The sequence below is a fragment of the Brevundimonas sp. UBA7507 genome (genome assembly GCF_002478355.1).
Taxonomy (GTDB): domain Bacteria; phylum Pseudomonadota; class Alphaproteobacteria; order Caulobacterales; family Caulobacteraceae; genus Brevundimonas; species Brevundimonas diminuta_D.
The window spans coordinates 64,233-87,138 of sequence record NZ_DLNP01000005.1; the positions used below are offsets into that span (position 1 = coordinate 64,233).

The 22,906-nt window shown below is 68.8% G+C and carries 21 protein-coding genes; 12 read left to right on the forward strand and 9 right to left on the reverse strand.

Going from position 1 to position 22,906, the window contains the following annotated elements; translation table 11 throughout:
* Window positions 1-206 precede the first annotated feature (206 nt).
* The 3 genes from B3D50_RS03465 (at window position 207) to B3D50_RS03475 (ending at window position 4,762) form a co-directional block, all read left to right on the forward strand.
* Window positions 207-1,286: a site-specific DNA-methyltransferase gene (locus B3D50_RS03465; RefSeq protein WP_269300104.1), complete on the forward strand. Its 1,080-nt coding sequence runs from the start codon at window positions 207-209 to the stop codon at window positions 1,284-1,286.
* Window positions 1,287-1,418: 132 nt separating this feature from the next.
* Window positions 1,419-2,510 carry a glycosyltransferase family 4 protein gene (locus B3D50_RS03470; protein ID WP_286949429.1) on the forward strand — a complete coding sequence of 364 codons (1,092 nt, stop codon included), beginning with the start codon at window positions 1,419-1,421 and terminating at the stop codon, window positions 2,508-2,510.
* Between the two features lie 104 nt (window positions 2,511-2,614).
* Window positions 2,615-4,762: an amylo-alpha-1,6-glucosidase gene (locus B3D50_RS03475; RefSeq protein WP_286949430.1), complete on the forward strand. Its 2,148-nt coding sequence runs from the start codon at window positions 2,615-2,617 to the stop codon at window positions 4,760-4,762.
* 187 nt (window positions 4,763-4,949) lie between these two features.
* Here the strand turns inward: B3D50_RS03475 and mutY are convergent, their stop codons facing one another.
* A complete protein-coding gene (gene mutY / locus B3D50_RS03480) occupies window positions 4,950-5,990 on the reverse strand; it encodes an A/G-specific adenine glycosylase (protein ID WP_286949432.1) in 1,041 nt (346 codons plus the stop codon).
* 21 nt (window positions 5,991-6,011) lie between these two features.
* On the opposite strand from mutY, the gene B3D50_RS03485 reads away from it, so the two are divergent.
* The 4 genes from B3D50_RS03485 to smc all read left to right on the forward strand — a co-directional run bounded on the left by B3D50_RS03485 (window position 6,012) and on the right by smc (window position 11,422).
* Complete coding sequence (locus tag B3D50_RS03485; RefSeq protein WP_286949434.1) at window positions 6,012-6,575, forward strand: DUF721 domain-containing protein; 564 nt, start codon at window positions 6,012-6,014, stop codon at window positions 6,573-6,575.
* A 99-nt stretch (window positions 6,576-6,674) separates the two neighbouring features.
* Window positions 6,675-7,310 carry a thioredoxin domain-containing protein gene (locus B3D50_RS03490; RefSeq protein WP_003163571.1) on the forward strand — a complete coding sequence of 212 codons (636 nt, stop codon included), beginning with the start codon at window positions 6,675-6,677 and terminating at the stop codon, window positions 7,308-7,310.
* A 4-nt stretch (window positions 7,311-7,314) separates the two neighbouring features.
* Window positions 7,315-7,971: a DsbA family protein gene (locus tag B3D50_RS03495; RefSeq protein WP_286949435.1), complete on the forward strand. Its 657-nt coding sequence runs from the start codon at window positions 7,315-7,317 to the stop codon at window positions 7,969-7,971.
* Between the two features lie 10 nt (window positions 7,972-7,981).
* A complete protein-coding gene (smc, locus tag B3D50_RS03500) occupies window positions 7,982-11,422 on the forward strand; it encodes a chromosome segregation protein SMC (RefSeq protein WP_286949436.1) in 3,441 nt (1,146 codons plus the stop codon).
* Between the two features lie 224 nt (window positions 11,423-11,646).
* Here smc and B3D50_RS03505 read toward each other — a convergent pair whose 3' ends face one another.
* Complete coding sequence (locus B3D50_RS03505; RefSeq protein WP_286949437.1) at window positions 11,647-12,507, reverse strand: WecB/TagA/CpsF family glycosyltransferase; 861 nt, start codon at window positions 12,505-12,507, stop codon at window positions 11,647-11,649.
* An 89-nt stretch (window positions 12,508-12,596) separates the two neighbouring features.
* Here B3D50_RS03505 and B3D50_RS03510 point away from each other — a divergent pair, with 89 nt between their 5' ends.
* The gene (locus tag B3D50_RS03510; RefSeq protein ID WP_286949439.1) at window positions 12,597-13,049 is read left to right on the forward strand and encodes a hypothetical protein; all 453 of its coding nucleotides are present in this window, start codon (window positions 12,597-12,599) and stop codon (window positions 13,047-13,049) included.
* A gap of 83 nt (window positions 13,050-13,132) precedes the next feature.
* On the opposite strand, the gene B3D50_RS03515 is transcribed toward B3D50_RS03510, so the two are convergent.
* The 4 genes from B3D50_RS03515 to B3D50_RS03530 all read right to left on the reverse strand — a co-directional run bounded on the left by B3D50_RS03515 (window position 13,133) and on the right by B3D50_RS03530 (window position 16,571).
* Window positions 13,133-13,555, reverse strand: coding sequence for a MucR family transcriptional regulator (locus B3D50_RS03515; RefSeq protein WP_040344688.1), 423 nt, complete (start codon window positions 13,553-13,555; stop codon window positions 13,133-13,135).
* A gap of 164 nt (window positions 13,556-13,719) precedes the next feature.
* On the reverse strand, window positions 13,720-14,937 hold the full coding sequence (locus B3D50_RS03520) for a DUF2336 domain-containing protein (protein WP_286949441.1): 1,218 nt from the start codon (window positions 14,935-14,937) through the stop codon (window positions 13,720-13,722).
* A 60-nt stretch (window positions 14,938-14,997) separates the two neighbouring features.
* Complete coding sequence (cysK, locus tag B3D50_RS03525; protein WP_286949442.1) at window positions 14,998-15,987, reverse strand: cysteine synthase A; 990 nt, start codon at window positions 15,985-15,987, stop codon at window positions 14,998-15,000.
* 101 nt (window positions 15,988-16,088) lie between these two features.
* On the reverse strand, window positions 16,089-16,571 hold the full coding sequence (locus B3D50_RS03530) for an Lrp/AsnC family transcriptional regulator (protein ID WP_003163583.1): 483 nt from the start codon (window positions 16,569-16,571) through the stop codon (window positions 16,089-16,091).
* A gap of 85 nt (window positions 16,572-16,656) precedes the next feature.
* Between B3D50_RS03530 and B3D50_RS03535 the strand changes: the two genes are divergently transcribed.
* Window positions 16,657-17,568 (forward strand): EamA family transporter, encoded by a 912-nt coding sequence (locus tag B3D50_RS03535; protein ID WP_040344449.1) that lies wholly within the window; start codon window positions 16,657-16,659, stop codon window positions 17,566-17,568.
* A 133-nt stretch (window positions 17,569-17,701) separates the two neighbouring features.
* Here the strand turns inward: B3D50_RS03535 and B3D50_RS03540 are convergent, their stop codons facing one another.
* Window positions 17,702-19,195 carry a methyl-accepting chemotaxis protein gene (locus tag B3D50_RS03540; protein WP_286949445.1) on the reverse strand — a complete coding sequence of 498 codons (1,494 nt, stop codon included), beginning with the start codon at window positions 19,193-19,195 and terminating at the stop codon, window positions 17,702-17,704.
* Between the two features lie 190 nt (window positions 19,196-19,385).
* Between B3D50_RS03540 and fliI the strand changes: the two genes are divergently transcribed.
* The 3 genes from fliI to B3D50_RS03555 are packed head-to-tail and all read left to right on the forward strand — an operon-like array spanning window position 19,386 to window position 22,232.
* Entirely contained in the window at window positions 19,386-20,729 is a 1,344-nt protein-coding gene (fliI, locus tag B3D50_RS03545; RefSeq protein ID WP_286949446.1) for a flagellar protein export ATPase FliI, read from the forward strand.
* A 16-nt stretch (window positions 20,730-20,745) separates the two neighbouring features.
* Entirely contained in the window at window positions 20,746-21,159 is a 414-nt protein-coding gene (locus B3D50_RS03550) for a flagellar FliJ family protein (RefSeq protein ID WP_286949447.1), read from the forward strand.
* Between the two features lie 2 nt (window positions 21,160-21,161).
* Entirely contained in the window at window positions 21,162-22,232 is a 1,071-nt protein-coding gene (locus tag B3D50_RS03555) for an endo-1,4-beta-xylanase (RefSeq protein WP_286949448.1), read from the forward strand.
* Window positions 22,233-22,251: 19 nt separating this feature from the next.
* On the opposite strand, the gene B3D50_RS03560 is transcribed toward B3D50_RS03555, so the two are convergent.
* Both B3D50_RS03560 and B3D50_RS03565 read right to left on the reverse strand, forming a co-directional pair.
* On the reverse strand, window positions 22,252-22,635 hold the full coding sequence (locus B3D50_RS03560; RefSeq protein WP_269300088.1) for a hypothetical protein: 384 nt from the start codon (window positions 22,633-22,635) through the stop codon (window positions 22,252-22,254).
* Entirely contained in the window at window positions 22,635-22,763 is a 129-nt protein-coding gene (locus tag B3D50_RS03565) for a hypothetical protein (RefSeq protein WP_269300087.1), read from the reverse strand. The genes B3D50_RS03560 and B3D50_RS03565 overlap by 1 nt, the downstream gene beginning before the upstream one ends.
* Between the last annotated feature and the right edge of the window lie 143 nt (window positions 22,764-22,906).

A 22,906-nucleotide genomic window follows, 5' to 3' on the forward strand; every position in this document is an offset into this window, starting at 1 on the left:
GGCCAGGCCGGGTCGCACAGGGTGCGCCGCTCGGGGGCGTCAGGCCCGCACGGACGCTATCGGAGACGCTGAACCGCCATCTGCATGAGCAGGACTATGGCCGCACGCGCGGCAGACGGCAAATCGCCGCCGCGTGAATCTTGGTTACTCCGCCTTAACCGTAAGGATTCACCATAAGCGTCTCATCTGTCCGGGGCCGCTTTTCCATGTCCGAGTTGAAGACCGACGTCATCCTGCGTGGCGACTGCATCGAGGTGCTGAAGGGCCTGCCGGACAAGTCGGTGGATATGGTCTTCGCCGACCCGCCCTATAACCTGCAGTTGGGCGGCGACCTGCTGCGTCCCGACAACTCCAAGGTCGACGCCGTGGACGACGACTGGGACAAGTTCGACAGCTTCGCCGCCTATGACGCCTTCACCCGCGCCTGGCTGGGCGAGTGCCGCCGCGTGCTGAAGGACGAGGGCAGCCTGTGGGTCATCGGCAGCTACCACAACATCTTCCGCCTGGGCGCGGCGATGCAGGATCTGGGCTTCTGGGTGCTGAACGACATCATCTGGCGCAAGTCCAACCCGATGCCGAACTTCAAGGGCACGCGCTTCACCAACGCCCATGAGACCCTGATCTGGGCCGCCAAGTCGCGCGAGCAGAAGCGCTACACCTTCAACTACGACGCGCTGAAGGCCTTCAACGAAGACACCCAGATGCGCTCAGACTGGACCCTGGCCCTGTGCACCGGCGGCGAGCGGCTGAAGGACGAGAACGGCGATAAGGCCCACCCAACCCAGAAGCCTGAGGCCCTGCTGCACCGCGTGCTGCTGTCGGCCAGCCGCGTCGGCGACGTGGTGCTGGACCCCTTCTTCGGCACCGGCACGACCGGCGCGGCGGCCAAGCGTCTGGGCCGGCATTTCATCGGCATCGAGCGTGACGAGACCTACGCCAAACTGGCCGAACAGCGCATCAAGGCGGTCATTCCGGCCGCGCCGGAAGACCTGGTCGTCACCGGCTCCAAGAAGGCCGAACCCAAGGTGCCCTTCGGCGCCCTGGTCGAGGCCGGGCTGCTGGCGCCGGGCGACAAGCTCTACTGCCCCAAGGGCGAGCGCGAGGCGCGGGTGCGGGCCGACGGTTCGCTGGTGTCCGGCGCCCTGACCGGCTCGATCCACAAGCTCGGCGCCCTGCTGGAGAACGCCCCGGCGTGCAACGGCTGGACCTACTGGCGCTTCAAGACGGATACGGGGCTGCGCCCCATCGACGCCCTGCGCGCCGAAATCCGCGCAGGGATGCAGTAAGGCGGCCGCTTCTCACCGCCTCATAACCTACAGGCGGCGTTGAAGAATATCGTTCCAGCAACGCTGGAACCCGGCGATCCTGGGCGGATTGAGGTTTCGGCGTCGCGTCTTCACGCGACGCAGGAGCCTGCCATGAAAATCGCCCAAGTCACGCCTTTGTACGAGGCTGTGCCGCCCCGGCTTTACGGCGGCACGGAGCGCGTGGTCGCCCACCTGACTGACGCCCTGGTCGAGCTGGGTCACGACGTCACCCTGTTCGCCAGCGCCGATGCGCGCACGCGCGCACGCCTGATCCCCGTCCGGGATCAGGCCATCCGCCTGGACCCCGCGCCGCTGAAATCCGATCTGGCGGCCCACATGACCCAACTGGCCGAGGTGCTGGACCGCGCCGACCGCTTCGACGTCATCCATTTCCACACCGACATGATCCATTTCCCCTTCTTCGAGGGCTGGGCGGACAAGACGGTGACGACCCTGCACGGGCGGCTGGACCTGAAGGATCTGGCCCCGATCTACGAGCGCTGGACCGAGTACGGCCTGGTGTCGATCTCCGACGACCAGCGCCGCCCCCTGCCCCAGGCCAACTGGCGGGCGACCGTGCATCACGGCATGCCGGGCGATCTTTACCGCTTCTCGCCCCGGTCGCAGGGCTATCTCGCCTTCCTGGGCCGCATCTCGCCCGAAAAGAGGCCCGACCGCGCCATCGAGATCGCGACCCGGCTGAACAAGCCCCTGAAGATCGCCGCCAAGATCGACGCCGCCGACCGCACTTATTGGGAGACGGAAATCGAACCGCTGGTGCGCGGCAATCCCATGGTCGAGTTCGTCGGCGAGATCGGCGACGATCAGAAGTCCGCCTTCCTGGGCGGGGCCGAAGCCCTGCTGTTCCCCATCGACTGGCCCGAGCCGTTCGGCCTGGTGATGATCGAGGCCATGGCCTGCGGCACGCCTGTCATCGCCTTCGCCTGCGGCTCGACGCCCGAAATCATCGAGGACGGGGCCACCGGCTTCCTGGTCTCGACCATGGACGAGGCGGTCGCCGCCGCCGCCCAGGCGCATCGGCTGGACCGGGAGGCGATCCGCGCGCGGTTCGACCTGCGCTTCTCGGCTACGGCCATGGCGCGGCGGTATCTGGACGTCTACGCCGACCTTCTGGCGCAGCGGCCGTTCGCCGCCCCGATGCGGACGATCGAGGAAGAACGCAGCTTCGCCGCCCTGGCCTAACCTATCGGCCCGATGACGAACGCCGTTTTCATCTGAACTGAACCGCGCGCCGACCGTTCGCTTCTGATCCCAAGCGGGGGGACGAACCGCAAGCGGAGACGCTTATGGACGACGCCTATTCGGTCCAGGCTGCGGCCGCCGATACCAACGACCAGGACGGGCTTGAAACCCTGATGGCGCTGAAGGACGGCGACGCCTTCCTGGTCGCCGATCACTGGGGAGACGTGAAGTCGGGCGCCGACGGCCTGTTCGAGCGGGACACACGGCTGCTGTCGCGCTTCGTCCTGACGGTCGGGCGGGCGCGGCCGTCGCGGCTCAGCTCGGGCGTGACCAAGGACAACGTCTTCTTCACCTGCCACTCGACCAATCGACCCTTGCCGCCGATGGGCGGACGCTCGGCCCCCGCGGGGGTGCTTCATCTGGAGCGGCGGCGCTTCCTGTGGGACCGGCGGCTGTTCGAGCGGGTGCGGATGGTCAACCACGGCGTCGAGGACATCCTGCTGCCGCTGACGTTCGAGTTCGACGCGGACTTCGCCGACATCTTCCAGGTGCGCGGCACGGTGCGGCCCCAGCACGGCGAAATCCATCCGCCGGTGATCGACGGGCGGCGCGTGACCTTCAGCTACACCGGCCTGGACGGCGTAGGACGCACCAGTTGCCTGGCGTTCTCAGAGCCGCCCGCTCGCCTCAGCGCCAATCGGGCCGAGTTCATGTTCAGCCTGCCGCGCGGCCGCAGTCTGGACCTGTTCGTCGAATGCGGCCTGGACGCCTGCGAACAGCCGGACGAGGCGCGCTGGCGCTGGCACGCCATCCTGGCGCGGCTGGCCATGCGGCGACGGCTGCGGCGCGGCGCCATCGTCGAGGGCGGGCGCAACCAGGGCTTCAACGACTGGCTGCGACAGTCGCGCGCCGACATCGCCCTGCTGGTCACCGACCTGCCGACCGGCCCCTATCCCTATGCCGGGACGCCCTGGTTCTCGACCCCGTTCGGGCGCGACGGCATCATCACCGCCTGGCAGATGCTGTGGATCGACCCCGGCCTGGCCAAGGGGGTGCTGACCTATCTGGCCTCGCGTCAGGCGACCGAGACCAACGCCTTCATGGACTCCGCCCCCGGCAAGATCATGCACGAGACGCGCGGCGGCGAGATGAGCGTGCTGGGCGAGGTGCCCTTCGGCCTCTACTACGGCGGGGTCGATACCACCTGCCTGTTCATCGCCCTGGCCGGCGCCTACGCCAAGCGCACTAACGACTATGGGACCATCCGCGCCCTGTGGCCCCATCTGATCGCGGCGGCGGGCTGGATGAGCGACTACGGCGACAGCAACGGCGACGGCCTGATCGACTACGCCCGCGCGGCGGACACCGGCCTGTCGAACCAGGGCTGGAAGGACTCCGAAGACTCCATTTTTCACGCCGACGGCCGCTTTCCCAAGGGGCCGGTCGCCCTGCTGGAGGTCCAGGGCTACGCCTTCGCCGCCTGGAAAGCCCTGGCCGAGATGGGCGCGGTGCTGGGCGACGGCCGCGCCCTCGAATGGGCGACGCGGGCCGAGGCGCTGCGCGCCCTGGTCGAGGACCGCTACTGGATGGAGGACGAGGGCTTCTACGCCATCGCTCTGGACGGCGACGGGGAACAGTGCCGCGCCGTCGCCTCCAACGCCGGGCATCTGCTGTTCACCGGCCTGCCTTCGCACGAACGGGCGCGACAAGTGACGCGGCGGATGCTGACGGCCGAGTTCCGTTCGGGCTGGGGCCTGCGGACCCTGGCCAAGGGGCAGGCCCGCTTCAATCCGATGAGCTATCATAACGGCTCGGTCTGGCCGCACGACACGGCCCTGGCGGCGGCGGGGATGGCCCGTTACGGCGAACGGCGGGCGGTCGCCATGCTGCTGGGCGAGATCTACGGCTCGGCCGCCCATTTCCAGATGCGGCTGCCCGAACTGTTCTGCGGCTTCGTGCGCGAGACGGGAGAGCCGCCGATCGCCTATCCGGTCGCCTGCCTGCCCCAGGCCTGGGCGGCGGGGTCGATCTTCCTGATGATGCAGTCGGTGCTGGGCCTGAGCATCGACGCCGCCGAGGGGCTGGTCGAGGTCAACAATCCCGCCCTGCCCGCCGGGCTGGACCGGCTGTCGATCACGCGGCTGAAGGTCGGCGACGGGGTGATCGACCTGCACTTCCAGCGCCTGAACGGCCATGTCGTGGTCATGCCGCGCGAGCGCAGCGGCGCGGTGAATTTACGAGCCACCGGCTAACCCTCTCCCGATGGGAGAGGGCTTGAGCCTCCAAGAGCGAAGCGATTGGAACAGGCGAAAGGGTGAGGGTTCACAGGTGAAGTCGGCCAGAGGCCGTGGCAGAACGGCGAGACGGCAGCCTTCGGCCGATTGATGGGACAAGCCCCTCACCCTTTTCCGCCAGAACGACGGCTGCGCCGCCGTGCGCTCAAGCCGGCTCCCGCCGGGAGAGGGTTCCTAAAGCCCGCTCCAGCGCCTTCCTGAACACGGTCGGCAGGGCCTTCGCCGCCTCAGCCGCTGTCGTCCACAGGAAGTCGCCCTGCCCTTCGGCCACATGCACTTCCAGCGTCAGGCTGAAGTGGGTGAAGACGTGCTCGACCGATCCGGCCGCCCGCCAGTCGCCTTCTATCGGTGGAGCGAAATCCGGCGCCGCCCCCCAGTCCGAGGTCGGCAGCCCCGCCATGCCGCCCAGCAGCCCCTTGTCCGGCCGCCGCGCCAAAGCGACGCGCCCCGCATCATCTGTCAGCACATAGGCGTGGCCGCGCCGATGCGGCCGCTCGGCCTTCTTCGTCTTCAAGGGATAACGTTCGGGCGCCCCTGTCTTCAGCGCCTCGCAGCCGAAGGCCAGCGGGCACTGATCGCACAGCGGCGACCGAGGCCGACAGACGCCCGAGCCGAGATCCATCAGCGCCTGCGCCCAGTCGCCGGGCCTGTGGTCGTCGACGAACAGGGCGGCCAGGCGGCGCAGTTCGGGCCGCGCGGCGGGCAGCGGCGTTTCGACCGCGAACAGGCGGCTCATCACCCGCTCGACATTGCCGTCGACGACGTTGGCGGGCCGGTCGAAGGCGATGGCGGCCACGGCGGCGGCGGTGTAGGCGCCCACCCCCGGCAGGGCCAGCAGCTCGGCCTCGGTCTGCGGAAAGACGCCGCCGTGATCCGCCGCCACGGCGCGGGCGCAGGCCAGCAGATTGCGTGCGCGGGCGTAATAGCCCAGCCCCGCCCAGGCGGCCATCAGCTCGGCGTCCTCGACCGCCGCCAGGTCGCCCACCGTCGGCCAGCGCGTGGTGAACCGCTCGAAATAGGGGGCCGCGTGCGGCACCGTCGTCTGCTGCAGCATCACCTCAGACAGCCAGACGCGATAGGGATCGGTCTTCGCCTCAGCCCCCGGCGGCGCGCGCCACGGCAGGCTGCGCGCATGAGCGTCATACCAATCGAGCAGGGCGGCGCGGAGAGAGGGGACGTCGGTCATCGGTCAGGCTATATAGGACGAATGCGTCGTCCCCTGCCCACCGAAAGCGAAGCGCGCCAGATCCTGGCGCAACGGCGCACGCGTCCCGCTCCGCGCCCGCCGCCTCCGGCTGGTCGGTCGCTGGCGCCGCTGATCAAGAAGCTGGACGCCCAGTTCGGGCGCGGCGCCTCGGCGCTGGAGCCGCGCTGGGTCGAGATTGTGGGCGAGCGGCTGGCCCGCGTCACCCGCCCGCAGAAGCTGACCAAGGGGCGCGGCAATGCAGGCGGGACGCTGGAGCTGCGCGTCGCCGGCCCCGCCGCCCTGCTGGTCCAGCACCAGTCGGCCGACATCATTCAGCGCGTGAACCTGTTCCTGGGCGCCGGTTCTGTCGAGAAGCTGCGCATCGCCCAGGGGCCGGTGAAGCCTCTGCCCGTTTCGGGCGCCAAGCCCCGCCCGCGCGGCCGGGCCGTCCTGCCGCCCCTGCCCGCCGCGACGGAAGCCGAACTGAACGCCTCGGTCGAGGCGGCGCCCGACAGCCTGAAAGCAGCCCTGGGCAAGCTGGGCCGCGCCGTGCTGTCGCAGCCTCCACGCGACGAGGGGCGTTGACAAACCTTCGCCATCGGCGTTCTCGACATTCAGATGATTTCGCCTGCGCGCACGAATCGCGCGACGTTTCTGAATCTCATTTCTGACAAGGACCAGCCGATGGCCCCGATCTTCAAATACGCCGCCATGAGCCGCCGCGCGGCCCTGTCCGCCGCAGCCCTGGCCTCGATGGCCGTGCTGGCGGGCTGCTCGGCCGGCGGCGCTGGCGGCGAGGTCGAAGGCGACATGGCCAAGGGCGCCCCCGAAGGCGCCAAGGTCACGGTCGTGGAGTACGCCTCGGTCACCTGCGGCCACTGCGCCGTGTGGAATGAAGAGGTCTGGCCCGAGTTCAAGACGAAGTACGTCGACAACAACAAGGTCCGTTTCGTCTTCCGCGAATTCCCGACCCCGCCCCAGGACATCGCCGTCGCCGGCTTCCTGATCGCCCGCTGCGCCGGTCCGGACAAGTATTTCGACGTCGTCAGCGACATCATGGCCAGCCAGAAGGAATGGCAGGCGGGCGTCGCGCCGCGCACCACCCTGTTCCGCGCCGGTCAGGCGGCGGGCCTCAGCGAGCAGCAGATCAACGACTGCATCCGCGACAAGGCCGCCATCGAGGCCATGGAGAAGCGCATCCAGGCCGGCATCAGCGCCGGCGTGACCGGCACGCCCTACTTCACCGTCAACGGCGTGAAGGTGGCGGACAGCTCGCTGTCGGGCCTGTCGGAAGTCATCGACGCCGAGCTGGCGAAGTAAGTCGATGCTGCGGTCGCGCCTGACGTTCAAAGCCCTGTTAGGCGCAGCCGCCCTGGCGGCGGTCGCCGTCGCCAGCCCCTCGGCGGCTCTCGATCCGGCCGTGACGCGCGCCTCCGCGACGGCGGCCGTGCCCGCCGTCACAGCGGCGGACCGCGTGATGGGCCGGGCCGATGCGCCGGTGACGGTGATCGAGTACGCCTCCTTCACCTGCAGCCATTGCGCCCATTGGACCAACGACGTCCTGCCGCAGTTCAAGGCCCGCTACATCGACACGGGCAAGGTGCGGCTGGTGTTCCGCGACATGCCCACGCCTCCGGCCCAGATCGCTGCGACGGCGGCGGGCATCGCGCGCTGCGCCGCCCCGAACCGCTTCTTCGACGTGGCCCACAGCCTGATGAGCGGTCAGGCCGCCGCCTTTGAAAAAGGCGACGCCCGCGACTGGTTCGCCGCCGCCATCGCCGCCAGCGGCCGCACTCAGGAGCAGATCGAAGCCTGCATGAAGAACCCCGCGACCAGCCAGGCCCTGCAGGCCGAGGTCGACGGCGCCGCGGCGGCAGGGGTGACGGGCACGCCGTCCTTCTTCGTCAACGGCAGGCGGGTCAGCGACCATTCGCTGGAGGCCCTGTCAGCGGCCATCGACCCGCTGATCCGGGCGCGCTGATCGAGACGCGATGCAGTTCCAGCGCCTCCGGCTCGTCGGCTTTAAATCCTTCGTCGACCCGGCCGAGGTGCACATCGAGGCCGGGCTGACCGGCATCGTCGGGCCAAACGGCTGCGGCAAGTCGAATGTGCTGGAAAGCCTGCGCTGGGTCATGGGCGCCAACTCGGCCAAGGCCATGCGCGGTCAGGGCATGGAGGACGTGATCTTCGCCGGCGCCGCGGGCCGTCCGCCGCGCAACCACGCCGAAGTCCAGCTGACCATCGACAACGCTCAGAAGCGCGCGCCCCAGCCCTTCACCGACAGCCCCATGCTGGAAGTCTCGCGCCGGATCGAGCGCGGGCGCGGCTCAACCTACCGTATCAACGGCAAGGAGGTGCGGGCGCGCGACGTTCAGTTGCTGTTCGCCGACGCCTCGACCGGGGCCAACAGCCCGGCCTTGGTCCGTCAGGGCCAGATCAGCGAACTGATCGCCGCCAAGCCCCAGAACCGCCGCCGCATTCTTGAAGAAGCCGGGGGCGTGGCGGGCCTGCACACCCGGCGCCATGAGGCGGAGCTGCGGCTGCGGGCGGCCGAGACCAACCTCGACCGCCTCGACGACATCGGCAAGGAGCTGGAGTCGACGCTGAACCGGCTGAAGCGCGAGGCGCGTCAGGCCGAGAAGTACAAGAAGATCTCGGCCGAGATCCGCGCGCTGCAAGCGGCGCTGCTCTACGTCCGCTGGACCGACGCCAAGACGGCGGCCGAAACAGCGGCGGCCGAACTGCGCGCGGCCGACCGGCTTGTGGCCGAAACCACCACGGCGGCGGCGGCGGCCCAGACGGCGGCCCTGAACGCGCAGGAAGGGCTGAAGCCTGCGCGCGAGGAAGACGCGGTGGCCACCGCCCTGCTGAACCGCGCCATCATCGAGCGCGACCGGCTGGACATGGCCGAACAGGCTGCCCGCGCCGAGGTCGACCGCCTGAAGGCCGAGGTCGCCCGCATCGAGGCCGACCGCGTGCGCGAGGACGGCATGGCCGCCGACGCCGGGCGTGAGCTGGAACGGCTGGACCGCGAGCTCGAGAAGCTGAAGGCCGAGATCGCCGCCGCCCCCGAACGCGGCCCTGAACTGGAACGCGCCCTGCTGGAGGCCGAAGACGCTCGCAAGGCCGCCGACGCCGAGGTCGAACGGCTGGCCGGGACGCTGGCCGCCGTCGAGGCCCGCGCCAACGCCGAAAGCGCGAGGAAGCGCGACGCCGAGGCTCGACTGGCGCGCGTGAAGGGTCAGCACGAACAGGCCCGGCGCGAACGCGAGGCCCTCGGCCCGCTGGAGACGCCCGAGATCGAGACGGCCAAGGCGGCGCTGGAAACCGCTCAGGCCGAACTGGCCGCCGCGCGCGAAGCCGTCGAGGCCGCCGAGACGAAACGCAGCGACATCGCCCGCGCCGAGCAGGAGGCGCGCACCGCCGCCCGCGCCGCCGAGGACCGGCTGGGCCGCCTGCAGACCGAAGCGCGCGGGCTGGCGCAACTGCTGGTCACGGGCAAGCGCGAGCATCCCCCGGCGCTGGATCAGGTGTCGGCGGCCAAAGGCTATGAGGCCGCGCTGGCGGCGGCGCTGGGCGACGATCTGGACGCCGCGCTGGACGCCCGCGCCCCGGCGCACTGGGCGGGCGCAGACGCCGCGCCGCCGGACTGGCCGCAAGGGGTCGCGCCCCTGTCCGCCCATGTGACGGCGCCTGATCAACTGGCGGCGCGGTTGGCCTTCTGCGGCGTGGCCCCGCGCGAACGGATCGCCGAACTGGCCCGCGACCTGCCGCGCGGGGCGCGCCTGACGACGGTCGAGGGCGACCTCTATCGCTGGGACGGCTTCATCAGCCGCGCCGAGGCGCCCCGCCCCGCCGCCGTGCGTCTGGCCCAGCGCACCCGGCTGTCGGAACTGGAAGCCGAGATCGACCTCGGCAAGCCCGCGCTGGAGACGGCGCAAGCGTCGCTGAAAGCGGCGGGCGAAGCCTTCCGCGCCGCCGAGGACGAGGTGAAGGCCGCGCGTCTGCGCCCCTTCACGCTGGACAAGCAGGTCGTCTCGGCCCGCGACCGGCTGGAATCCCTCATGCGCGATCAGGCCCGCAAGGAGGCCCGCGCCCAGTCGCTGGACGAGACCGTGGCCCGGCTGGACGGCGAGGTTCAGGAAGCCGAGACCGCCTTCGCCGAAGCCAGTTCGGTGGAGGCGTCCTCCGACGTCGTCGTCGGCCTGCGTCAGGAATTGACCGAGGCGCGCGGCGGGGCCGAACGCGCCCGGCTGGCCGCGCAGGCCGCCCGCTCAACCCGCGACGAGGAGGCCCGCGACCGCGCCATGCGCGAACAGCGGCTGGGCAGCCTGACCCGCGCCCGCGAAGGCTGGGTCACGCGCTCGACCGACAGCAGCGCCCGCCTCAAGACGCTGGAGCGCGATGCGGAGAAGGCGCAAGCCGCCCTGACGAAGGCGCAGGCCGCGCCCGCCGGTTTCGCCGAGCAGCGCAACGCCCTGATGGACTCCCTGGCCGAGGCCGAGAAGCGCAAGCAGGCGGCGACCGACGCCGTCGCCGTGACCGAGGCGGGCGCGCAGGAGGCCGACCGCGCCGCGCGCGCCGCCGAAACCGCCGCCTCTCAGGCCCGCGAGAGCCGGGCGGGCCTGTCCGCCCGCGCCGAGGCCGCCGCCGAGAAGCTGGCCGAAAGCGCCGCCAACATCCGCGAGACGGCGCAGATGTCGCCCGAGGAACTGGGCAGGAAACTGACCGACGACGCCATCGCCCGTCCGCCCGACGCGGCAGGCGCCGAGAGCCTGCTGTACGGCCTTGAACGCGAGCGCGAGGCGCTGGGCGCCGTCAACCTGCGCGCCGAGGAAGAGGCGGCCGAATACGGCGACCGTCTCAGCGCCATGAAGACCGAGCGCATCGATCTGACACAGGCGATCGCCAAGCTGCGCGACGGCATCGACGAACTGAACGCCGAGGGGCGCGAGCGGCTGATCGCCGCCTTCGATGTCATCAACACCAACTTCAAGACCCTGTTCGAGGCCCTATTCGGCGGCGGCCAGGCCGAGCTGAAACTGGTCGAGAGCGACGATCCGCTGGAGGCGGGGCTGGAGATCTACGCCTGCCCGCCCGGCAAGCGGCTGTCGGTCATGAGCCTGATGAGCGGCGGCGAACAGGCCCTGACGGCGGCGGCGCTGATCTTCGGCGTCTTCCTGGCCAATCCGGCGCCCGTCTGCGTGCTGGACGAGGTGGACGCGCCGCTGGACGACGCCAACGTCGACCGCTTCTGCCGGATGCTGCACGAGATGCGCAGCCGCACCGACACCCGCTTCATCGTCATCACCCACAACCCGGTGACCATGAGCCGGATGGACCGCCTGTACGGCGTCACCATGCCCGAGCGCGGCATGAGCCAGTTGGTCAGCGTCGACCTGCAACAGGCCGAAGAGATCGTCACGGCCTGACCTGGAGGCGCGTGGTCGAGGCGGACGCGAAAAACAGAGTCCAATTCGTCTGAATCGTCTGAAATCGGCCCGGTCGTCTCCTTGTCAGCCCGCGCCGTCGTCGGCGCGCTGAGGAGTATGCGGGATGGCTAGAAGACGGCCGGTCGATCCCGTCCAGTCGAGACAAAGTCCTCGGAATTCAAATCCTCGACCAGCGGCATTGCGATGGCTGACAAGGGCGCGGTTCAGCGTTTCCTGCGCCGCATGGCCTCTCGCACATCCGCCAACGCCGGGCCGATCAGGAACCAGGGCTCGATGCAGTAGCGGGTGAACAGCCGCTTGGGATCAGCAATCAACCGGAACAGCCATTCGACGCCCAGCCGTCCCATCCAGCGCGGGGCGGCCTTCTGGACCCCGGCCTCATAGTCGAAGGCGGCGCCGACCGGCAGGATCGGAACCGGCGGCAGAGAGGCCAGATTATCCGCGATCCACAGCTCCTGGCGCGGCATGCCCATGCCGACGAACAGCACGTGCGGGGCGAAGTCCTTGATCGCCGCCAGAACCGCCGTATTGCCCAACGACCCCGGCGTCGCGTCGAAATAACCGCTGAGCCCCTTCACCATCGCGCCCGGATAGCGGGTCGTCAGTCGCCGCGCCGCCTCTTCGGCCACGCCGTCCTCGCCGCCCACATAGAGGATGCGCCAGCCCTTGCGGTCAGCCAGGCTCCAGAAATGATCGCGCCAGTCCAGATAGGTGCAGCGGTGCTGCGGGCGCGCCGGATGGCCCAGCAGGCGAGCGAAATGGATCAGCGGCGTCGAGTCCAGTTCGATCAGATCGGCCGCCTCGTACAGGCGTCGCATCCCCGGCGTGCGCCGGATCAGATAGAGGCTGTGCAGATTGTGGTTGGCGACGACGCTCTGCACGCCTGCCTCGACGCTGCGTTCGAGGTGCAGCAGCACCTCTTCAGGACGCACCAGGTCGACCGGCTCGCCCAGCAGGGTGATGCGTTCTTCCGGACGGCGCGTCTGACGAAACGGCGCACGAACCCGTCGCCGCCGATCAGGCGGAGGGCCGGAGGGATCGAAACCGGAAGGCGCGTGGTACATGACGTCTGTCTAGCGCAGCCGTTTCAACGGCGGGTATGCGGACAGGGTTAACCGCCGCCGCTCGTTCGGTCATGTAAAAGGACGTCATCTTGCCCCTCGCCCTGCTGTTGACCGCCGCCCTCGTCGCCGCGCCCGCCCAGGAGACGCCCGTGATGGAGTTGGCCCTGACCGGCGCGGGCCGGTTTGCGGTCTTCGCGGATCGGGCCTCGATCACGCCCGACGGCGACGGCATGCGGATGCGGTCCCTGCAGGTCAGCGAAGAAGACATGATGATCGGCGGCGTCGCCTATGTCGGGGGCTGGTCCTGGTGGCGGTTCGACTGCGCCGCGCGCACGGCTGACCGTCTCGACTTCGCCTCCCTGCGCGCCGACGGGACGGAAGGGCCGCGCACCGCGGAAACCGCCCCGCCCTACGCCTCCGCCCCCGGCGGCGACGCGGACGAACTGGCCGCCGTCGCCTGCGGCTCAGTTCGGCCCAAGACGCTCGCTTCCAGCGCGGCGGAGGCTGTGCTCATCGGCCGGGCGCGAATGACGGAAGACTGACCCTCTGCATTGACCCCCTGACAGCAAAACGCCCGCCCTTCGACCGAAGAGCGGGCGCTTCATGTCTTGGTCGATGAGTAGAATTACTTACGCGACGCGCGGGCCGGCTTACGACCGCCTTGCCCCAGACCCATCTGCTTGGCCAGTTCCGAACGCGCTTTGGCGTAGTTCGGGGCGACCATGGGATAGTCTTTCGGCAGACCCCACTTGGCGCGGTATTCCTCGGGGCTCATGTTGTATTTGGTGCGCAGGTGACGCTTCAGCGACTTGAACTTGCGGCCGTCTTCCAGGCAGATCAGGAAGTCAGGCGTGATCGACTTGCGAACCGGGACCGCCGGTTCCTGGGGCTCGGGCTCGGGCTCGACCGGAGCCACCGAAACGCCCGACAGAGCGGCGTGGATCTGAGCGATCAGACCCGGCACGGCGTCCGCCGAAACGGTGTTGTTGCTGACATAGGCCGACACGATGTCAGCGGTCATCTCGAGCAGTTCGGGTTTTTCTTCCATCTGCATCAGCCTCTTGCATGCCCCATTTTCAATCGACTGATCTGAATCGACCTGCCGTCGATCAGTTTCATACTTATGTTTCACATTGAAAGCAATGCAACGCGCGTTGCTCGCTTATGAAGCGAAATCAACGTCTGAATTCAGCTCGCACAGGAATGGCGATTTCAACGACCGAAGTTATCCGCCAAGGCGAGAGCCGCCGCACGTTCAGGCGCCGAGTATTCGTCGATAGTCTGGTCTTCTCCATCGCGGATCGCGCGTAACAAGGCCGGGGTCAGCGCCGATGACAGCGACCAGTTCCAGTAACGCAGCACTGTCTGAGCGCGATCGACCGCCAGCATTTCATAGGTCAGTTGAACTCGATCCCAGTCGGGATGCGCCGCGCCGTCGGCGGTCGTCTCAGGCCGCCGCATGGATCGCCACAAGGCCCGAAGATTTGGCCGCGTCAGCCCTGTCGCCTTGCACAGTATAGCCACGGGTTCTCCGCCAGGATCGCTCATGATCTTGGCGGCGGTCAGCGGTTTGACGCCTGACAGATAGCCGATCTCGCTGACCAGTTCGCGCGACAGGCCCTGCGCCGCGGCCGCCGCCACGGCGGCTTCAAGATCAGCAAAGGGGCTCTTCTCAATCGCGGCGCGGTTTCTCTGGCGCCGTTCAATGAACTGAAGGGCCTTGCGCGCCACGGGATCATCCCAGCCCTCTGCCGCCGCCATGGCGAAGACGTCCTCGACGCTGGTCTGCATCACTTCGCGCGAGACGGCGAACCGTTGCAGGATGACGCGTCGCTCGTCCGGCCCGCACCACCAGAACATGACATAGGCGCCGGAGGGTCTTAACTCGTGTCGCTTCAGCAAGGCCGCGCACAGGTCGCGCGACGAGCGGCTGAGGGCGATCACGCCCTCAAGGCTGGTCTGGGTCAGACGTGCGGAGGGGTTGGCCAGGACGGCGGCGATCACCGCCTCTTCACCCCAGCTCAGAAGAGTGTCCGTCACGGCCTCGGACAGGTCGCGCCGCGTCGCCATCATCAGTCGATGCTGGATCGTGGCGTCTCGCGCGCAGCCGATCAGGTCCGCATCCGACAAGGCGGCGCAGTCTTCCAGCAAGGGCGCCGCCACCTGAGGCTCGTCGCGAATGAGCAGGCGTTTCAGCGCATCCGGCAACTCGCCCAAGGAGGCCAGGCGCAGGGACACGCGACGACGTTCCTCCAGCGGCGCCGGGCGCAGGACATCGACCAGAAGATCGCCGGCCACCGCCCGCTCGAACGCATTGATCCGGCTGGCGGGCAGGCTGACGACATCGGCCAGCCGGCGCAGCAACACCTGCCGCGCCGTGCGGCTGCGCGGCGCGTGCGTCTCTTCCAAACTGGCCTGGATCTCGCCCATGCCCGCAACCTAGACGCCAGCGGTTAACCAGCAGTGCAGTTGCGGGGCCCGGACGCGCCGTTACAGCCCTTCGAACAGGGCCGTCGACAGATAGCGTTCGGCGAAGCTGGGGATGACGGCCACGATGGTCCGGCCCGCATACTCATCCTGGGCCGCAAGGCGGAAGGCCGCCGTCAGGGCCGCGCCCGAGCTGATGCCGACCGGAATGCCTTCCTCGCGCGCGGCGCGGCGCGCCATGTCGAAGGCGTCCTCGTTCGTGACCTGCTCCACGCCGTCGATCACGGCGCGATCGACCACGGCGGGGATGAAGCCGGCGCCGATGCCCTGGATCTTGTGCGGGCCGGGGGCGCCGCCCGACAACACGGGCGAGGCCGTCGGCTCCACCGCGATCATCTTCACCGAGGGCTTCTTCGCCTTCAGCGCATGGCCGACGCCGGTGATGGTGCCGCCCGTGCCGACGCCGGACACCACCACGTCCACGGCGCCCGCCGTGTCGTTCCAGATCTCCTCGGCCGTCGTGGCTTCATGGATGGCGGGGTTGGCCAGGTTCTCGAACTGGGCCGGGCTGACCGAGCCGGGGATTTCCGCCAGCAGTTCCTCGGTGCGGGCGATGGCGCCCTTCATGCCCTTTTCGGCGGGCGTCAGCTCCAGCCGCGCGCCCAGCAGGGCCAGCATCTTGCGGCGCTCGATCGACATGCTCTCGGGCATGACCAGGATCAGCTTGTAGCCCTTGGACGCCGCCACGAAGGCCAGGGCGATGCCGGTGTTGCCGCTGGTCGGCTCGATCAGGGTGGCGCCCGGCTTGATCTTGCCCAGTTGCTCCAGCGCCTCGACCATGGCCACGCCGATGCGGTCCTTGACCGAGGCGATCGGGTTGAAGAACTCCAGCTTGGCCAGAACCGTGGCCTTGGGCTGCAGCGCCGCCGTCAGATTGGGCAGCCGCACCAGGGGGGTGTCGCCGATGGTGTCGACGATGCTGTCATAGACCCGGCCCCGGCCCGCCTTCTTGTGGCGGCTGGCGTCATAGGCGGCTTGAGAAGCGTCGGACATGGGAAGGTCTCCGTGCGGCGATGTCGGCTCAACAGATAGGCCTTATACGCCGCGAGCAAAGCAGACCCGCGCAGGAATTCTGACGCAGGCTTTAGATGATCTCATCGCACCAGGGCGCGACGGGCGGGATCGAAGGGCAGAACTTCGCGGATCGAGATCAGGGTCTTGAAGGCGCGGACGCGCGCGTCGTCGTTCAGCATCTCGCGGGTGAAGACCTCATAGGCCTCCATCGTCGGCACCACGACATAGAGGATCAGGTCGGTGTCGCCCGTCACATACCAGGCGGCCTGAACCTCCGGTCGGGCGGTCAGCTTGTCGATCAGGGCGTCCAGCACGGCGGTGCCCTCGCGCTCCATCTCGACCAGGACGTGCATGGTCAGGGCGCGGCCCAGCCGGGCGGGATCGACCACGGAGACGTCGGCGATGATGACGCCCTCGTCGCGCAGCCGCCGCAGCCGCCGCGACACCGCCGATTCCGACAGGCCGACCTTTTCCGCCAACACGCGCGCGGGCTGAAGATTGTCGCGCCGGACCAGGGCCAGCAGTCGGCGATCGAAGGAATCGAGATCGATGTTTTCTTGCATTTGGTACAAACATACGCCTGTTTCTTGCGTCATGGCAGGTGAAATCAGCGAGAAACACAGACGGTTTTTGGTTAGGTTCCGCGCCATGTCCTCCCTGACGCTCGCCCTTCGCACGCCGCGCATCGCGGCCATTTTGCCCTACCTCGCCCTGATCGGCGGGATGGTGTCGCTTTCGGCCGGCACCTCCTTCGCCAAGACGCTGTACCCCATGGTCGGACCAGCCGGGACGGCGGCCCTGCGCGTGGGACTGTCGGCCCTGTTCCTTCTGCTGGTCTTCCGCCCCTGGCGCAGCGCCTTCACGCGCAGCGACCTGCGCGCCCTGGCCGTCTACGGCGGCGTCATGGGATTGATGAACCTCAGCTTCTACATGGCGCTGAACACCATTCCGCTGGGCGTGGCGCTGGCGATCGAGTTCATGGGACCGCTGTCGGTCGCCCTGTTCAACTCGCGCCGCCTGATCCATTTCGTCTGGGTCGGTCTGGCGATCCTGGGCCTGGGCCTGCTGTTGCCGCTGGACGGCAGCGTGGCGACGCTGGACCCGGTCGGCTGCGCCTATGCGGCGGCGGCCGCAGTGTTCTGGGCGGGCTACATCGTCTTCGGCAAGCGCGTCAGCCACCTGCCCAGCGGCGCGACGGTCGCCATCGGCATGTCCGTGGCGGCCATGACGGTGGTGCCGTTCGGCATCGCCGGCGCGGGCCTGGCGCTGTTCGACCCGAGGATCCTGGTCCTGGGTCTGGTGGTCGCCCTGGTGTCCAGCGCCCTGCCCTATACGCTGGACATGATCGCCCTGCGCCACATTCCCAAGCGCACCTTCGGCGTGGCGGTCAGCGGCGATCCGGCCATCGGCGCCCTGGCCGGGCTGTTCGTCCTGGGCGAGCACCTCAGCACCCTGCAATGGCTGGCCATCGCCGCCATCATCACCGCCTCGGTCGGCGCGGTGCTGACCTCCCCTTCCGATGAGGCTCAGCCGCTGCAAGATCCGGCCGCCCCCGCCTGACGACAGACGCGCGCGCATGAAATTCCTGCTGTCCCGGCTGCAACGGCCGGTCCCCAACCTGATCGCCTGCCTGGTGTTCGGCGCCGTGCTTGCCCTGTTGATGCGGGGCGCGGTGAAGCTGCTGTTCTAAACTCTAGAACTCCGTCCATTCCTCAACCGCCGGGCCGTTGACCACGGCGCGCAGGCGAGCGCGCTGTGCCTCCAGCGCCGGCGGCGGGCCGCCGCGCTTGGCCGGCTCGCGCACCACGCCGCCGTCGGCGCCGTCGGCGCCCGTGCGGAAGCGACCGACCAGTTCGGCCAGATGTTCGGCCTCGGTCTTCAGATTGGCGGCCGCCGCCGTCGTCTGCTCGACCATGGCGGCGTTCTGCTGGGTGACCTGATCCATCTGGTTCACCGCCTGATTGACCTGACCCAGGCCCGAGGCCTGTTCCTGGGCCGAGGCGGCGATCGCGGCGACCAGAGCGTCCATCTCATTGACCTGTTCCGCGATCGTCTCCAGGGCGCGGCCGGTCTCGGCGACCAGTTCGACGCCCTGCATCACTTCGGCGCCCGAGGCGGCGATCAGGGTCTTGATCTCCTTGGCGGCCTCGGCCGAGCGCTGGGCCAGGGCGCGCACCTCGGAGGCGACCACGGCGAAGCCGCGCCCGCTGTCGCCCGCCCGCGCCGCCTCGACCCCGGCGTTCAGAGCCAGAAGATTGGTCTGGAAGGCGATCGCGTCGATCACGCCGACGATGTCGCTGATCTCAGCCGAGCGGCGGCTGATGCCGTCCATGGCGGCGACCGCCCGGCGCACGACCTCGCCCGAGCGATCCGCCTCGGCGTGGGCCTGAGAGGCGACGGACGCCGCCTGACGAGCGCCCTCGGCGCTGCGCTGAACGGTGGCGGTGATCTGATCCAGCGCCGCCGCCGTCTCTTCCAGGCTGGCCGCCTGCTGTTCGGTGCGGCGCGACAGGTCGTCCGACGCCCGGCTGATTTCATCCGAACCGCCACGCAGCGTCGTCACCGCCGCCAGCACCTGCTCCAACGCCGCCCTGAGACTGGTCACAGCGCCGTTGAAGTCCGCCTTTACCGCCTGATGGGCGCCCTCCATCTCCTGTTCGATGGCCGCGCGCAGATCGCCGTCCGACAGGCGTGAAAGCTGTTCGGCCAGAGCGCCGACCAGCCGGGCCTGCGCTGCCTCAGCCGCCATGCGCGCCTGCTCCGCCCGCTGCGACGCCTGTTCGGCCTCAGTGATGTCGACGGCCAGCTTGACCACCTTCAGCGGCCGCCCCGCGTCGTCCAGCACAGGATTGTAGGAAGCCTCGAGCCAGACCTCGCGCCCGCCCTTGGCCATGCGGCGGAACTTGCGGGCGACGAAGCGACCCTCGTTCAGCTCGCGCCAGAAGGCCGCGTAGTCGGACGTCGCCGCCTCGGCCGGGTCCATGAACATCCGGTGGTGCTGGCCCCGGATCTCGTCCAGGCCATAGCCCATGGTCTGCAGCAGATTGTCGTTGGCGTCGCGGATCGTGCCGTCCAGGTCGAACTCGATCACCGCCTGGGATCGTCCGATCGCCGCCATGCGGCGGTCCAGTTCCTCGAGCCGCTCTCGATCCGCAGCCTGTTTTAACCGACGACTTCCACTGAACATCCGAACCGCTCCCTTTCAGAATAACGGCGATGGATTAGACGAGCCTGTCGATAACAACGGCGCTTCAAAGGTTTCATCTTTGTTACTTGCAATCATAGGTTGAAAAATTATGCCTGACTTCATCGCCTGTTAACCATGATCGGGCATGTTTGCGGGAACGGCTGCGCCTCTTGCGGCCAAGGGGCCCTCTTTGCGCAATCTCGTCGCCGCCGTCGAAGCGATCGACCCGCTGGTCGTCACCGGCAAGGTGGCGGGCGTCAGCGGCCTGTTGATCGAGTCGCGCGGCGGCCTGTCGCGTTTAGCCGTCGGCGCGCGCGCCGAGATCGAACGGCGCGGCCAGCCCCCTCTGCCCGCCGAGGTGGTCGGCTTTCGCGAGGCCAAGGCCCTGCTGATGCCCTTCGGCCCGGTCGAGGGGGTGGCGCCGGGCGCCGACATCCGCATCATCGACGCCGCCGCCAGCGTGCGCCCCACCACCGCCTGGCTGGGCCGCATCATCGATTCCTTCGGCGAACCGATCGACGGCCTTGGGCCGCTGACGCCGGGCCTCGTCCCCTACCCCATGCGCGCCCCGCCGCCGCCCGCCCATTCGCGCGGCCGGGTGGGCGAGCGGCTGGATCTGGGCGTGCGGGCGATGGACGTCTTCACCACCACCAGTCGGGGCCAGCGTCTGGGCATCTTCGCCGGTTCGGGCGTGGGCAAGTCGGTGCTGCTGTCCATGCTGGCGCGTCAGGCGACCTGCGATGTCGTCGTCGTCGGCCTGATCGGCGAACGGGGCCGCGAGGTCCGCGAGTTCATCGAGGAGACCCTCGGCGAAGAGGGGCTGAAGCGCGCCGTCGTCGTGGTCGCCACCAGCGACGAGCCGGCGCTGAAGCGGCGCCAGGCGGCATACATGACCATGGCCGTGGCCGAGTTCTTCCGCGATCAGGGGCTGGAGGTGCTGTGCTTGATGGACAGCGTCACCCGCTTCGCCATGGCCCAGCGCGAGATCGGCCTGGCGGCGGGCGAACCGCCGACGACCAAGGGCTATACCCCCACCGTCTTCACCGAACTGCCCAAGCTGCTGGAGCGCGCGGGGCCGGGGCCGATCCGGCCGGACGGCACCGAGGCGGGACCGATCACTGCCCTGTTCACCGTGCTGGTGGACGGGGGCGACCATGACGAGCCGATCGCGGACGCCGTGCGCGGCATTCTGGACGGTCACATCGTCATGGACCGCAAGATCGCCGAGCGCGGCCGCTTCCCCGCCATCGACGTGCTGAAGTCCGTCAGCCGCACCATGCCCGGCAACCAGTCCCCGCCCGAGCGCGAACTGAACCGCCGCGCGCGCCAGTGTCTGAGCGCCTATTCCAACATGGAAGAGCTGATCCGCATCGGCGCCTATCGCACCGGGGCCGACCCCATCGTCGACCGCGCCATCGCCCTGAACCCGGCCCTGGAAGGCTTCTTGACCCAGGACAAGGACGACGTGACGCGCCTGAACGACAGTTTCGACAGACTTGAAACCATCCTGAACCAGGGCATGGTGGACCAATGATCACGGGAGACGACGCATGACGACCTGGGCCCAATCCCTGATCCGCATCTCCAACTATGAGGTCGAGACGCTGCAGAAACGGCTGGCCGAGATCAGCGCCCGCAAGGCCGAGGCCGAGATGCGCGTCGCCGTGCTGGACGCCGAGGCCGAGGTCGAGCGTGAGAACGCGCGGCACGATCCGTCCTCCGGCATGATGCTGCAGGCCTATCTCAACGGCTGGAAGCAGCGCCGCGCCGGCGCCGAGGCCGAGGTCGCCGCGATCGCCGCCGAGGAAGAAGGCGCCCGCGACGCCCTGACCGGCGCCTTCGAGGAGCTGAAGAAGTTCGAGCACGTCGCCGAGACCACCCGGCTGAACAAGCTGACGGCCGCCGCCAAGCGCGAGGCCGCCGCCTATGACGAAATGGGCCTGCGTCGCCGCGCCGAGGGCTAGACGTGATCGACCGTCGCGCCCTGCTGGCCTCAACCCTCGCGCTCGCCTCCTGCGGCGCGGGCGAGGCGCCCGTCCCGCCGCCGACCGACCCTGTTCGGCCGCTGAAAGCCGTCGCCCCCTTCCCCGTCGGAACCGTCGCCATGTCGGGCCAGCTGTCGGATCAGGACTGGTTCCGGCTGGTCTCCACCCACTTCTCCCAGCTCACGCCTGAGTGGGAGATGAAGATGGAGTACATCCTCCAGAAGGACGGCTCCCTGCGCTTCGACGCGCCGGACCGCATCGCCTATTTCGCGCGCGATCTGAGCATCCGTCTCTTCGGTCACGCCCTGATCTGGTATGCGCAGGATCACCCTTGGTTCACCGCCCTCGTCGACGACCGCCCGCGCTTCATCGCCGAGCATGACCGCTATATCGCCGAGGTGGCCGGGCGCTGGCGCAGCCAGATCGTCGGCTGGGACGTGGTCAACGAACCGGTCGAGGATGACGGAAGCGGCTATCGCGACTGCGTATGGAGCCGGGGCCTGGGCGGCGTCGACGCCTATATCATCCGCGCCTTCGAACAGGCGCGCATCGCCGCGCCCGAGGCGACCCTGTTTCTGAACGATTACAATCTGGAGAACACGCCCAAGAAGGGCGCCGCCTTCCTGCGTCTGGTCGAGCGGCTGCTGAAGGCGGGCGCCCCGGTTCAGGGCATCGGCGTCCAGTCCCACCTCGACATCGAGATCCCCAAGGGCCAGATCGCCGCCTTCATGAACGAGGCCCGCCAGTTCGGCCTGCCCATCCATGTCTCCGAACTGGACGCGTCGCTGAAGCGCGGCGGCCGGATGCCGGACCTGCGTTCCCGCGCCCAGCGCCGCGAGCAGCAGACGGCGCGCGTGGCGGAACTGGCCGAGGCCTTCGTGAGCCTGCCCCCCGCACAACGCTTCGCCTTCACCGTGTGGGGCGTGCGCGACAGCGATTCCTGGCTGCGTCGCGGCGAGAATGACGACGGCCGGGACAGCCCCCTGCTGTTCAATGACGAGGGGCGGCCGAACCCGCTGTTCGGCGTGCTGTCAGGCGCGTTCGGCGCCTGACGCCTCTCCAGGGCCGGGCCTACAGGCTGATCGGGTTCAGCACGCGCACGGGCTGGCCACGCTCCAGGCCCAGTTCTTCGTAGGTCCAGCTGACCGTCTTGCCCTCAGGTACCAGGGCCTTGCACAGATCAGGCGAACGCCGGGTCAGGGTCAGTTCAACGGGATCGCCGTCCTTGATCCGAACCTCGAAGCTGGACGCCTCGGTGCAGCCGTTGGAGCCGACGACGACGTTCAGGCGCTGGCCGTCGAAATCGACCTTGCGGACGGCTTCCAGAGGCTCGGTCCGGGCGGCGCTCTGGTCCGTGATGACCGAGACCTTTTCGCCGCCCTCGTTGGAATAGATGATGCAGCCGCCCAGGAGCGGAAGCAGGGCGACGGCGGCGACAGCAGCGGTCAGGCGCATCAATTCGCCTCGGACGGGGTCGAGTGGATGACGCGGGTGGTCGGTTTTTCGCTGGCGATGATGATGCAGCCCGACAGCATGGGCGCAGCGACCGCGGCGACGGCGAGGGCGATGATGAGACGACGCATAGGTGTTCCCCTTTGATGCTTGGCGGCAAACTGCCAGCGTCGCGGTTGGGGATCACGTGAATAATCGGAAAGGGAGGGCTTGAACCAAACCGCCACAGTCATAGCTACTGAGACCCGCCTCCCCGGGGATTCATCAAGAGATT